Source organism: Marinomonas primoryensis (assembly GCF_013372285.1).
Lineage (GTDB): Bacteria > Pseudomonadota > Gammaproteobacteria > Pseudomonadales > Marinomonadaceae > Marinomonas > Marinomonas primoryensis.
Genome location: NZ_CP054301.1, coordinates 1955079 through 1968018 on the forward strand (window position 1 = coordinate 1955079; position 12940 = coordinate 1968018).

At 44.3% G+C, this 12940-nt stretch carries 8 protein-coding genes; 5 read left to right on the forward strand and 3 right to left on the reverse strand.

Going from position 1 to position 12940, the window contains the following annotated elements; genetic code table 11:
* Positions 1-17 precede the first annotated feature (17 nt).
* Positions 18-335, forward strand: coding sequence for a PLP-dependent transferase (locus MP3633_RS08960; RefSeq protein ID WP_244959928.1), 318 nt, complete (start codon positions 18-20; stop codon positions 333-335).
* 85 nt (positions 336-420) lie between these two features.
* On the opposite strand, the gene MP3633_RS08965 is transcribed toward MP3633_RS08960, so the two are convergent.
* Together MP3633_RS08965 and MP3633_RS08970 are read right to left on the reverse strand one after the other, a co-directional pair.
* Entirely contained in the window at positions 421-3600 is a 3180-nt protein-coding gene (locus MP3633_RS08965) for an efflux RND transporter permease subunit (RefSeq protein ID WP_176335288.1), read from the reverse strand.
* A gap of 12 nt (positions 3601-3612) precedes the next feature.
* A complete protein-coding gene (locus MP3633_RS08970) occupies positions 3613-4707 on the reverse strand; it encodes an efflux RND transporter periplasmic adaptor subunit (protein ID WP_176335289.1) in 1095 nt (364 codons plus the stop codon).
* Between the two features lie 260 nt (positions 4708-4967).
* On the opposite strand from MP3633_RS08970, the gene MP3633_RS08975 reads away from it, so the two are divergent.
* The 4 genes from MP3633_RS08975 to MP3633_RS08990 are packed head-to-tail and all read left to right on the forward strand — an operon-like array spanning position 4968 to position 11972.
* The gene (locus tag MP3633_RS08975) at positions 4968-6881 is read left to right on the forward strand and encodes an ATP-binding cassette domain-containing protein (RefSeq protein WP_176335290.1); all 1914 of its coding nucleotides are present in this window, start codon (positions 4968-4970) and stop codon (positions 6879-6881) included.
* Between the two features lie 3 nt (positions 6882-6884).
* Complete coding sequence (locus tag MP3633_RS08980) at positions 6885-7478, forward strand: DUF2760 domain-containing protein (RefSeq protein ID WP_176335291.1); 594 nt, start codon at positions 6885-6887, stop codon at positions 7476-7478.
* A gap of 3 nt (positions 7479-7481) precedes the next feature.
* Positions 7482-9233, forward strand: coding sequence for an Hsp70 family protein (locus MP3633_RS08985; RefSeq protein WP_176335292.1), 1752 nt, complete (start codon positions 7482-7484; stop codon positions 9231-9233).
* 3 nt (positions 9234-9236) lie between these two features.
* The gene (locus MP3633_RS08990) at positions 9237-11972 is read left to right on the forward strand and encodes a hsp70 family protein (protein WP_176335293.1); all 2736 of its coding nucleotides are present in this window, start codon (positions 9237-9239) and stop codon (positions 11970-11972) included.
* 4 nt (positions 11973-11976) lie between these two features.
* On the opposite strand, the gene MP3633_RS08995 is transcribed toward MP3633_RS08990, so the two are convergent.
* Positions 11977-12846 carry a lipase family protein gene (locus MP3633_RS08995; protein WP_176335294.1) on the reverse strand — a complete coding sequence of 290 codons (870 nt, stop codon included), beginning with the start codon at positions 12844-12846 and terminating at the stop codon, positions 11977-11979.
* Between the last annotated feature and the right edge of the window lie 94 nt (positions 12847-12940).

Below are 12940 nucleotides of genomic sequence, written 5' to 3' on the forward strand. Positions count from 1 at the left end.
AAAGTGCTTAAGGTGAATTGCCGAACCATAAGTATTATGAATCGATTAAGCAGAAGCAAAAAGATTTTGGTGGCTTGTTATCCTTTGAAGTCGAAGGTGGGCGTGAAGCCGTGTGGCTAGTTAATAACGGCACAAAATTGATGTCGATTACTTGTGGTTTAGGCGATACGAAAACCTTGGTTACTCATCCTGTAACGACGACTCATGGTCGATTAACGAACGAAGAAAAAGCCAAAGCAGGTATTACCGAAGGTTTGATTCGTGTATCGGTTGGGTTAGAAGATATTGACGATATTATTGCAGACGTAGACTTTGCCCTAGCGCAATTGTCTTAAATGCGCGTAGCTTAATAATATAGGCAAAAAAATGGCTTTAGAATAATATCTAAAGCCATTTTTTTATGCGAGCCACCTTAGCTTTCTAGTCGCCTTTTTCTATGCTGTTTTCTTCTTGCTCAATTTTATCTTGTTTAATGCTCGCTTCTTGTAATGCTTCCAACTGCTTTCTTTCTTTTTTGCGATAACCTAATACGAGCAAACAAGGTGTCAGTATGAGTGTTAGTGGTGTCGCAAAAGTCAGTCCACCAGCAATCGCGGTTGATAGTTGTGTCCACCATTGCGCAGAGGGCGCGCCAACGCTTAATGATTGATGAATTAAATCAATGTTTAATTGGAACACCATAGGAATCAAACCAAGAATGGTGGTAACTGTGGTCAACATTACTGGCCTTAAGCGCTGTACGCCGGTACGGATAGCGGCTTCACGAACCATCATTCCTTGTTTACGTAATCCGTTAAAGGTGTCTATTAAAACGATATTGTTATTTACGACGATCCCCGCCAACGCAATAACACCAACGCCGCTCATAACGATGCCGAAGGGCTGGCCTTTCATCATGAGTCCAATAAGTACGCCCATCGTCGAAAAAATAACGGCGCTTAGGATTAACAAACATTGAAAGAAGTTATTGAACTGAGTGACCAGAATTATAGCCATAATAAAGAAAGCAACACCAAAAGCTTTCATTAAAAACATCATGGATTTTTGCTGATCTTCTGTATTACCACGGAATTCATAGCTGACAGTTTTATCGATATTGGCGGCATCAAGCTTGATTTTAATGGCCTTGATAACTTCGTCGACCACTAGACCATCTTTGACATCAGCATCAATTTTAATGGTTTTCTTTCCGTCTGTTCTGTTTATTATTCCTTGTTTTGGTGCTGCATAGCGCTGAATGAAGTTGCTCGCAGGTATGCTTCCTTGATTCGTCGGGATTTGTAGCTGATCTAACTGGTCTAAGCTGCGTTGATTAACAGGGTAGCGAAGCACAATATCAATTTTGTCGTCGGCGCCATCCGGTAAGAAATCACTTAATGTAATGCCTGTGGTAACCAGCTTAATAACATTCCCTAAGCTATTCACATCAACGCCGTATCGACTGGCTTCAGCGCGATTTATATCGATACGCCATTCGATTCCCGGTAAAGATCTATCATCGCTCACTGTGATGATTTCTTCTCTTTCAAGCAACTTTCTAGTGATTTCGTCGGCCGCAAGATTTAGGGCGACTGAATAATTTGAGCTAAGTTGCAGTTGAATATCGGCACCCGATTGTGGGCCGCCTTGCTCTTTTTCGGCACTTACTTCGATGCCTGGAATTTGTTTTGTTCTCTCTCGAATACGATCCAAAATAACGCTGGCAGAATCTCGTTTGTACCAATCAATAAACTCCATACTGATTGAGCCAATGCTGTCAGGAGCCGCGCTGTTGCCTGGCGTAGCATAAGACGTTGTCACGACACTTTTAAGCTCTGGCGTCCCAATTACCTGTCGCTCAACTTGTTTTACGAGCGCATCTTTTTCGTCAAGAGAAAGGTCACCACGAGCGCGAATGTCTAAATTCGCAGATTCTGGCTCAATATTTGGGAAAAATTCTACCCCTTTTCCGAATTGCCCATAACTGGCAAAAACGCTAATAAGCAGCGTGATAGTGAACAAGAGAACCCAAATAGGGCGCTCTACTAGACGAGTAAGTACTCGGCCGTATAAGCCGGTTGGGCCTGTTAGCTGGCTTAGATCACCTGTTTCAGTAATGCGTAACGTGTGCATGGTCTTTTCACTGTAAGCGCCTTTTTTACCAATGATAGATCCAATGGTAGGTAATACGATGAGCGCCATAATAAGAGACGATGACAGAGTCGCTATAATAGTAATTGGCATGTAACGCATAAATTCGCCAACGATGTCAGGCCAAAATAATAGTGGCATGAAAACGGCGAGAGTGGTTGCAGTAGATGCTGTAATTGGCCACGCCATACGTTTGGCGGCTTCGCTATAAGCCTGACGTTTTGAGGCGCCTTCTGCCAGTTTTCGGTCAGCGTATTCTGTGACAACAATGGCGCCGTCAACCAGCATGCCGACACTGAGTATTAAGGCAAATAGCACGACCATGTTGATGGTGTAGCCTTGCAAATCCAAAATCAAGATGCCAGATAAAAACGCACCAGGAATGGCTAAACCCACTAATAAAGCGCTGCGAATACCAAGTGCCCAAACGATGACAATCATTACTAGTAGGGTGGCAGCTAAGACGTTGTTGAATAAATCGTTGAGTGATGTCTCGATGTCTGTTGATTTATCACCGGTTAGGTTGTATTCAACTCCGTCAGGCCATTGTTCACTTTCGTCTTTTACTACGGCTTTAACGGCTTCAATAGTCTCAATGATGTTAACGCCAACGCGTTTTGAAACCGCTAAAGTTATGCTGCGCTTACCTTCTACACGAGCATAGCTGCTTGGGTCTTCAAAGGTTAGTTCGCCAGTGGCAATGTCACCTAAAAGGACCACTTGGTCGCCATCGGCTTTTATTGGTAGATTAAGAATGTCTTCTTTGGTTTTTAGTAAACCTGGAACTTTAAGAGAAAATCGTCCTGCGCCAGTATCCAAGTTGCCGGCGGCAACCAAGCGATTGTTACCTGAAACGAAGTTCGCTACATCGGCAAGAGAAAGATTGTAGGATTCTAGTTGTTCAGGACGAATAATGATTTGTGCTTGCTGATCTCTGTCGCCGCTTATACTGGCTTCTAATACACCGTCCACCGCTTCAATTGAGTCTTGAAGGTTTTTCGCGGTACGGCTAAGGGTGGCAAAACTGACGTTCCCGGATAGATTAACGCGTAATACAGGGAAGGTTGAGAGGTTTATTTCGGAGACGGTTGGTTCATCTGCATCATCCGGTAGTTCACTTTTAGCTCGATCAACTTTGTCTTTTGCATCGCTAATCGCTTGATCGATGTCTACGCCAGACTCGAATTCAAGAATAATAGACGCGTGACCTTCAGAAGCGGTCGATTTAAGTTCTTTTAATCCTTCTAAGCCTTTTAGCTCTTTTTCTAAAGGATGTACTAATAAACTGTCTGCATCTTCTGGCGAAATGCCTTCTAAAGAAACAGAAACATACGCCATTGGGATGGTGATGTCTGGATCACTTTCTTTGGCTATTTCAATATAAGAAACCGTGCCCATGATGAGTATCAGGACAAAAAACATCATTACGGTGCGTGAGCGAGCTAAGGCCGCCTCAATCAATGTTTGCATGTTGAGCCTCCCTTAGTTTTGATAGTGTGCATCGACTTTATCGCCAGCAGACACAAACCCTTGTCCGACAGTAATAATATTGACGTTATCGGGTAGGCCGCTAACCCAAACTTGATCTCGTTCAGATTTGACTATCTCGACAGGTGAGATAACGACTTTATTATCAATGTCGATTGTCTTAATGGCGGTTCTGCCAGTGTTGTCGAGTGTTAATAAGGCAGGGGAGAAGGCGTGTGCTTTTTGCTCGTCTAAAATGAAATTAACCGCAGCAGTTAGCCCTGCTGGAATAACGTTCTCTGGGTTATCTACTTGCATTTCGACACTAATTGTTCGGCTAGATTCATTGGCCGTGGTACTGATGTAAGAAACAAAACCTTCTGCTTCATAACCAGACTCAAGGCGAATATTTCCTTGTGTGCCTAGCTTAACTAGTTGGATCTTATTTTGCGGAATATTGACGCTGACTCTGATAGGGTTCAAAGACACCAATGTACCAACCGATGCGCCGACCGATAGCACTTGCCCTTCTTGAACGTCCAGCGTGTTTAATACACCGGAAAAAGGAGCAGTCAGATTCGCATTTTCTAAATCCACCGACAAAGCACGTTCAACTGATTTGGCTGAGGCAAGATCGGTTTCAGCTTGTGCAACATTAACCTTGGAGGAAAGATTATTGGCTGCAAGTTTTTTCATACCATCTAACTCAAGCGTTCTTTGCTTTACTAAAAGGCGAGCTTGTTCAATTTGAACCTTCAGTGTACGAGTGTCTATCTGGGCAATAGAACTGCCTTTTTTTACAAAATGACCTTTTTCGACAGGTAGCTTGATGATTCGGCCTTGAAAGCTGTTTGTTAGTAGTAAGGTCTCATCCGCTAGTGTTTTCCCACTTAAAGGTAAGTTCATTTCAATGGATTTCACAATCAGTGTTTTTGCCTGAACTGAATAAGCAAGTTTAGCCTCTGCCGTTTGTGATGAAATGGTGTTTTCTTCGGGCGTCGATTCAGTTGGACTAACCGTAATGCCATTGCCACCAAAATACATCCAACCGACAGTTACTGCGGCGATAACAACGGCCGTTATCGGTCCTACTTTACTTTTGAACTCCATTTAATGCTCCATGAAATAAAAAATTTTATTATATTAAAGACAGTATATTCGTAAAAAATGATGAAGGAATATGTTTTATTTAATCTTTATAAAGATCATAACAACTTTAATGCGTCGTTTTATGACAAAAATTGCTTATTTAATTTTCTAACAACAAAATCCTCTTTCTTTTTTAGCATTTGACGGCTTGTATTTACTGAACCTTCGCTTAGAAGGATGGTACTATATCGCCACAAAATTTTTACATTATATGAGTAGATATGAGTCTATTGTCGTTAGAACAGATTAGTGTTGCTTTTGGGCATAACCCACTGCTGTCAAAAATTAGTTTTTCAGCGGACGCTGGCGAACGTGTTGCTATTATCGGCCGTAATGGCGCAGGTAAATCCACTTTATTGAAAGTCATCTCTGGTGAGCAAGTTGCCGACGAAGGCATGGTTCGCATCGAAGGGGGGATGAAAGTCGCACAGCTTCCACAAGAGCTGCCAGCGGCCAATGAAAAAACGGTTCGTGAAGTCGTGAGTGAAGGCGCAGGCCAAGCCCATACTTTGATGGCACGTTATTTTAAATTATTAGAAGATTTCGAGAATGATCATTCAAATGAACTAGGTGACATTCAAACCGAGCTAGACAAAATTCAAGGCTGGGATCTTGAGCAGCGAGTGAATCACATGATTCAACGTTTGGCTCTTCCTGCTGATAAGTTGATGTCGGAGTTGTCAGGTGGTTGGCGTCGTCGTGTTATTTTGGCGCAAGCGTTAATTTCTAATCCTGATGTACTGCTGCTAGACGAACCAACAAACCATTTGGATGTTCCTACGATCGAATGGATGGAGCAACAGCTTCAACAATTTCGTGGTTTGATTCTCTTTATTACCCATGACCGTCGTTTTCTTGAAAAGCTGGCCAATCGTATTATTGAGTTAGATCGCGGTAACTTAATTTCATTTAGCGGCAGCATTCATGCGTTTTTAGCCTTCAAAGAAAAAATGTTGGAAGAAGAAGAGCGTGCAAATGCATTGTTTGACAAGCGCTTAGCAGAAGAAGAAGTGTGGATTCGTCAAGGTATCAAAGCTCGTCGTACTCGTAACGAAGGTCGAGTTCGTGCTTTGGAGGCATTGCGAGATGAACGTTCTGAGCGCATTGGTCGTCAAGGTAATGCGAAAATGGCGATTGAGACCAAAGATAAATCCGGCAAGCTAGTCGCCGAATTCACCCAAGTGAGCCACTCTTTTGATGACAAAGTCATTTTGCAGCCTATGGATCTGGTTGTTTCTCGTGGTGATCGCATTGGACTGATTGGTCCGAATGGTTGTGGTAAGAGTACTTTCCTGAAAATTCTCTTAGGAAACTTAGAGCCTTCTTCCGGTACGGTTCACCAAGGTACCAAATTAAACATCGCTTACTTTGACCAATTGCGCGAACAGTTAGACCCAGAACAAACCGTGGCGGAAAACGTTGGTGAAGGCAAAGATGTTATTGAAATTAATGGCCAAAACAAACACGTTATTGGTTATCTTGGTGACTTCCTTTTCCCACCAGAGCGAGCACGTACTCCAGTAAAAGCCTTGTCTGGTGGTGAACGAAATCGCGTGTTGTTGGCGAAATTATTTACTCGTCCAGCCAATCTTTTGATAATGGATGAGCCGACCAACGACCTTGATGTAGAAACATTGGAACTGCTCGAAGAGCTGCTAATGAACTACGATGGCACCTTGTTATTGGTAAGTCATGACCGTGCTTTCCTTGATAACGTTGTCACAAGCGTGATTGCGTTTGAAGGCGAAGGCAAAGTCAAAGAATACGTCGGCGGCTATCAAGACTGGATTCGCCAAGGTGGTAAATTCCCAACGGAATCGACGTCTCAGACTAACGATGAGCCAACCAAAAAAGAAAAAGCCAAGCTAGAGGCAAAGAAAGAAGCCGCGCCAGCGGTTAAGCCCAAAGCCAAGCTAAGCTATAAACTGCAGCGTGAATTTGAAAACATGCCAGAAGCCATTGCTACGTTGGAACGAGACATTGCGTCTCTTCATGTTACAACAAGCGCAGCGGATTTCTATTCAGGTGATGCAGAACAAGTGCAAAAAACATTGTCGAAAGTATCACACAAAGAACATGAGCTTGAAACAACGATGGAGCGTTGGCTTGAGCTTGAAGAAATGAAAAACGGGTAATTTATGACGCAGAAAATAAAAGCAGTTTCTTTTGTGCCACGTTTCTTTGGTGCCTTCGGTCAGTTTTTCAAATACATGGGGAGCGGCGATTATGCCGCTCGCTGTCAGCAAGCGAATAAAGGCGAACTCTTCGCTTTTGAAGCTGAACCAACGGTCATTACTGAAACAGTAGAAGTGATTCGTGAAATTGAAGTGATGGCGCCAGCTTTGGATACGGTTAACGAAGACGGTGCACACCAATTACTGCTGCTTTTACAACAAGAAGCGCGTTTCATCGACTTCCTTCAAGAAAGCATTGATGATTATGCGGATGCAGATGTTGGCGCGGCAGCACGCCAAATTCATGCGGGTTGCTCTAAAGTATTGACGCAGCACTTTACCATCGAAGTGGTGAATTCCGCGGCAGAAAACAGCCGAATTGAGATACCAGCCGATTACGATGCTAAGCAGATTAAATTGGAAGGCCGAGTGGAGGGCGCTGGTCCTTATACCGGTACTTTGATTCATCCTGGTTGGAAAATCACAGACACACGTTTACCGAAAGTGACAAACACCGAAAGCCTAACTATTTTGGCGCCAGCCGAAGTCGAGGTATAACCCATGAGCGACTACTTTATTGGTATCGATTTAGGTACCACGCATTCTGCTGTCTATTATTCCCAGTCGGGTCAATCCCAAGCAGGGCGTATTCAACAACTGGCGATCCCGCAATTTATCGCGGCTGGCCAAGTCGATTCTCGTCCTTTATTACCTTCTTTTATTTACTTTCCTCATGACACTGAATTCTTAGAAAGTGACTTACTGTTGCCGTGGGGAAAAGCCCATTCGATTGTGGGCCAATTAGCACGTGAGTTGGGGACTAAGTCGTCTGGTCGTTTAGTACAAAGTGCAAAAAGTTGGTTGTGTCATTCTCGTGTTGGCGCGGATGAAAACGTACTTCCTGTCGATGCGCTTGAAGAAGTTGAAAAAATCTCTCCTGCTGCTGTGACTGAAATCTTGTTAGCGCACCTAGTAAATGCTTGGAAAGTTTCTTTTCCAAATGCGCCTATTACAGAGCAAAACGTTGTCATTACCGTGCCTGCGTCATTTGACCCTGCAGCTCGTGCGATTACCGAGCAATCAGCAGAACGAGTCGGCTTACGAGCACGCTTGATAGAAGAACCGCTGGCCGCGTTTTATGCGTGGCTGAGTGACCAAAAAAATTGGACGGAAAACTTAACCGTTAACGAACATATTTTAGTGGTCGATGTGGGGGGTGGAACCACAGATTTGTCTTTGATCCAAGCCGTTGAGAAAAATGACGCATTAGGTCTAGAGCGCGTAGCGGTTGGTCGTCACATACTATTGGGTGGCGACAACATGGACATGACTTTAACCTATCATTTGGCGGCTCAACTTGCGCAAAAAGGTACTAACCTTGAACCTTGGCAGATCACCGGCTTAACCCAAGCCTGTCGTGAAGCCAAAGAGCGTTTGTTGTCTAATCCAGATATTGCTGAAACCAGTGTCGTCGTACCGAGTCGCGGTCGCAGCTTGTTTAATAACAGTGTCAAAGCCACGTTAACCCAAGCCGATGTTCAGCAATTGTTGATTGATGGTTTCTTTCCTCAAGTACAGTTAGGTGAGCAAGCTCATAAAGTCGCTCGTAGTGGTTTTAGCACCATCAATTTAGATTATGAAGGCGATCCAGCCATCACTCGACACATTAGTGAGTTTTTATCTCGACACGATGTGAAGCCGAGTAAAATATTACTGAACGGCGGCGTGTTCAATGCGACGGTGATACGCAATACACTAGAGGCTCGCTTACAAAGCCTATTAGGTGGCATGCCGTTAACGATGTTGACACCTTCTCACTTAGATTATGCAGTGGCCAAAGGCGCAACCTATTACGCCAAAGTTCAAGCGGAAGGCGGCGTTAAGGTCAAAAGCGGATTAGCGTCGAATTACTACATTGGTGTTGCCAGTCCAATGCCCGCGATTCCTGGTATGGCGCCGCCGGTTGATGCTATTTGCGTCGCACCATTTGGTTTAGAAGAGGGTTCAGAGGAGCAGATGCTACCCAATGAATTCTCTCTTGTGGTCGGTGAAAGCGTTATATTTCGTTTTTTCCAATCCAAACACAATGAAGCGGATGCCGTGGGTAAAGTCGTGTCTGCTTTCGCTTTGGGTCAGTTGAATGAACTGAGCCCTTTGTCAGTTCGTTTGGACGCTGGACATTATCAAGCAGGGGAAATGGTGCGTATTTATCTAACCGCTCGTGTTACTGAGTTGGGCTTATTGTTATTGCAAGCGCACGACACACAGTCTGATTTAAACTGGACCATTGAGTTTCAAGTTAGAGAGGTCTAAATCATGGCGCAACCAGCTTTTGGCTCTTCTTATCGAGTGGGAATTGATTTAGGGACGACGAACTGTGTCGTTTCTTACCTTTCATCGACGTGTCTGGACTCTGATCGAAATACACCGACACTATTGCCTATCCCTCAAGTAATGAGCGATGGCTCTGTGCAGGAATTTGATTATTTGCCGAGTGCAATTTACCTGCTGGCCAACGATGAGATAGGGAAGATTGTTCCTATTTTACCTTGGCGTCATCATGATACAGAATGTGTCGTTGGCATGGGCGCATTAGCCTTAGGCCAACGCCGAACAGGGCAATTAGTACAGAGTGCAAAAAGCTGGTTGAGTCACCGACAAGTCGATCGTCGCTCAGCCATTCTTCCCTGGGGAAGTGATTCGGTAAAAAAGCTCAGTCCATTACAAGCCAGTAAGTTACTTCTTTTACACATTAGGCAAAGCTGGAATCATCGTTTTCCTGACGCTCTTTTAGAGTTGCAAACCGTCGCTTTAACCTTGCCGGCATCCTTTGACGAAGAAGCACGTGCGCTGACGTTAGAAGCCGCTAAATTGGCTGGTTTAGAAGACCTTTATCTATTAGAAGAACCGCAAGCAGCTTGCTATCACTACATCAGTGACGATGAAAAGCTAGCGTCTTTGGCTGATAAGAAAATGCTGTTAGTGGTTGATATTGGAGGAGGCACAAGTGACTTTAGTTTGGTTGCCATACGCTCTTCTGCGAAAACCAATAAACAAGGTGCGGCGATTTCATTAAAGCGCATCGCAGTCGGTGAGCATTTATTGCTTGGTGGCGATAATCTTGATCAAGCTTTAGCGTTTCAGCTCGACCCCAAACAAATTTCGGCTTTATCCGTGTCTCGTCTCGCCGCGTTGGTTCAGCAAACGCGTCAAGCTAAAGAAAATCTATTGGGCGCTAATGCGCCAGAATCCTTGAGTATTACGGTATTGGGCGGCGGCAGTCGTCTGATTGGCGGCTCACAGAAATTTGATGTTTCAAGAAACACATTATTAGAGCAAATGAGTACGGGGTTCTTTCCTCTTGTGGAAGCGAATGATCCGGTACAAAAAAACGCTTACGCTATGCATACGTTAGGTTTGCCGTACGAATCTGATCCTGCGTTCACGCGACATTTAGCGGTATTTTTGCAACAACACAAAGCCGCCATTGAAATGGCGACTGGATCGACTATGCCAGATGCCGTGTTGTTTAACGGCGGGTTGTTTAATAGCCCAGTGTTAAAAGCCCGTTTGCTGGCGCAATTAAATGCTTGGTCAAATACTCCGATATTAGCCTGCTCTGCCGATGAACCAAACGAGGCGGTTGCAAAAGGTGCGGCGATGTACTTAAACGCCTTGGCGGGAGAAAGTGCACGAATTGAAAGTGGCGTGGCGCACAGCTTGTATTTGAAACTTGGGGATGATCAATTTGTTGGTATTTTGCCCAAAGACACGCTAAAAGGTGAAACGCTGCTTTTAGAGCAAGATTTTTTTGTCACATTGGGTCAACAAGTTCAATTTCCTTTGTATCGTTCTGATGATCATCTTGAATGTGTCGTGGGAGAATTGCGAAAAGAAAATGGCCTACATTACATCTCCAATTTAGCAACAGAATTAGACAGTTCAGAAGAAAATACAGAGTTATCTGTTTCAATGTCGGTGCAAATGACCGAAGTGGGTGTGCTTCAAGTTCTTTTAAATGGTAATGACACACGCGATCAGTGGCGCTTGGACTTTTCCACCTCTAAGCAGGACCCAAATAACGACTCGGATTCTGATGCATTATTACATTCCAATATGGGGCAAGCAGAAGAGCATCTGACGCACTGCTTTTCTGGTGCGGGACAAAAACAGAACCCTGATTTAGTGAAAGCGCTCAAGCAAGACTTAGATCAATTATTAGGCAAGCGCGATGATTGGAATCTGGCGACATCTCGTCGCTTGGTCGATAAATTGCTGAGTTTAAAATCCGGTCGCCTGAAAAGTGCCCAGCATGAACGTCAATGGTTGCAGTTGATTGGTTATTGTTTACGCCCAGGCTACGGCGCCGCAGACGATTTGTTGCGCGTTCAGCAAGTGATTAATACCACTAAAGCGGGTACCCAGTTTGATAGCGCGCCAGTCTGGGGGCAATATTGGACCTTGTATCGCCGTATTGCAGGCGGTATGTCCATTGATCAGCAGCACGTATTGTTTAAGCAATTTAGTCAATATTACTCGCCAACCGGACAACGCTCCCGAGATAAAATAAAGGCGCTGACGACCAAGTCCAGTGACGATCTAATTCGCCTTGTGGGCGCGTTAGAAGCGGTGCCGCACGAAGACAAAATCATTGTGGTGGATTGGCTGATAAAGCGTCTACAGAAAACCTCAGAGCCCGATACGGCGTGGTGGACAGTGGGACGAATTGCTTCCCGTCATTTGTTGTCAGGTAAACAAGAACTGCGGCTTTCAGAAGGGCGCCTTTTTCCGATTCTTGATTTTGCATTGAAAGAGGATTGGAAGAAACGTAAGCAGGCAGGCCTCGCTGCGGTTCTGATGAGCCAAGTCAGTGTGGATGAATCAGAAAAACTAAAAGGCTACCGTAAAAAAATCGCCAACAAACTTAAAAAAGACAAATGCCCAACCCAATGGGTTGAGCGTTTAGAAAGCCAAATAGAAATCAACGGCGACGAGTTAAACGCATTGGTAGGGGAAAGCCTGCCAATTGGGCTGCGATTATCACTGGTTTAAGTCATTATTCCAGTGAAAACCCAAACAGACTGATCTGCATTTTATAAGGCACTTCGGTGGATTTTTTAGTCAACGCATTGACTAACTCAAGATACGTTGTCATTTTATGGGCCGTTAGGTTTTGCTCACTTGGTATAGCCGAAGTGAACTTGGTGGCTCGTAACATACTTTTGATCCCGCTCGTAATGGAAAATTTATTGTTTCTCATCAAAATGACTTCTTCCCCTAAGTGCCAATAAATGTCCAACTCCTGAATCTGCAATGGGCTTAAGGGCGGAACCAAAGGCACGATGTCTTGCAGTGTAACGATTCTGGTCAGAGGCAAGCCTGCGAATCTTTCTGCGCCTGATACGTTGGTCACTTTTGGTTGTCCGAACGTCACGACATTGGTGAGTGGGTAATCGTCCATTTTCAGATACATGGCTACAATGACAGCAATAGCCCCTCCTAAACTGTGTCCGGTTATTTGAATCGGCTTTCCTGCTACAAGGTAAGGCTTCACATCCTTGTAAACCGCTTTCGCGGCATAGGCAAAACCTTGATGCAGCATAATGTCCAGTTTGGCGTCAGGAAGCAAAGACACATTCAGATTCAGCATGACGTTTTCAAGATTCGCCGTACCGCGAATCGCAAGGGTCTGCACGCCATCCTTTTCGCTTAATAAGTAACTGACTTGAGAGTTAATAAAGGTCGCTTGATGAACCAAAGTTTGCCCTTGATCTTTTAGAAGTGCAGTCATGTTCTCCGCAGCAAGATAAGTGTCGTCCGACAATTTGGCCTGCGCTTTAATCATCACAAAATCTGGTGCTGCAAACACTAACTGAAATGAGCTCACTAAAAGAATAGATAAAACAACACGGGTGAATTTCAGCATAGGAGATGTATTAGCAACAAAAGAATAGGAAGGTGCAAAGAGTACTAAAAAAAGGCTTTTTCGAATAGATTTTTATGTCGCGCTAGCGCAATGA

Bases quoted from the DNA above. Each gene is read 5' to 3' on its own strand.
- MP3633_RS08965 (WP_176335288.1), bottom strand. From the start codon at position 3,600: ATGCAAACATTGATTGAGGCGGCCTTAGCTCGCTCACGCACCGTAATG.
- MP3633_RS08970 (WP_176335289.1), bottom strand. From the start codon at position 4,707: ATGGAGTTCAAAAGTAAAGTAGGACCGATAACGGCCGTTGTTATCGCC.
- MP3633_RS08975 (WP_176335290.1), top strand. From the start codon at position 4,968: ATGAGTCTATTGTCGTTAGAACAGATTAGTGTTGCTTTTGGGCATAAC.
- MP3633_RS08980 (WP_176335291.1), top strand. From the start codon at position 6,885: ATGACGCAGAAAATAAAAGCAGTTTCTTTTGTGCCACGTTTCTTTGGT.
- MP3633_RS08985 (WP_176335292.1), top strand. From the start codon at position 7,482: ATGAGCGACTACTTTATTGGTATCGATTTAGGTACCACGCATTCTGCT.
- MP3633_RS08990 (WP_176335293.1), top strand. From the start codon at position 9,237: ATGGCGCAACCAGCTTTTGGCTCTTCTTATCGAGTGGGAATTGATTTA.
- MP3633_RS08995 (WP_176335294.1), bottom strand. From the start codon at position 12,846: ATGCTGAAATTCACCCGTGTTGTTTTATCTATTCTTTTAGTGAGCTCA.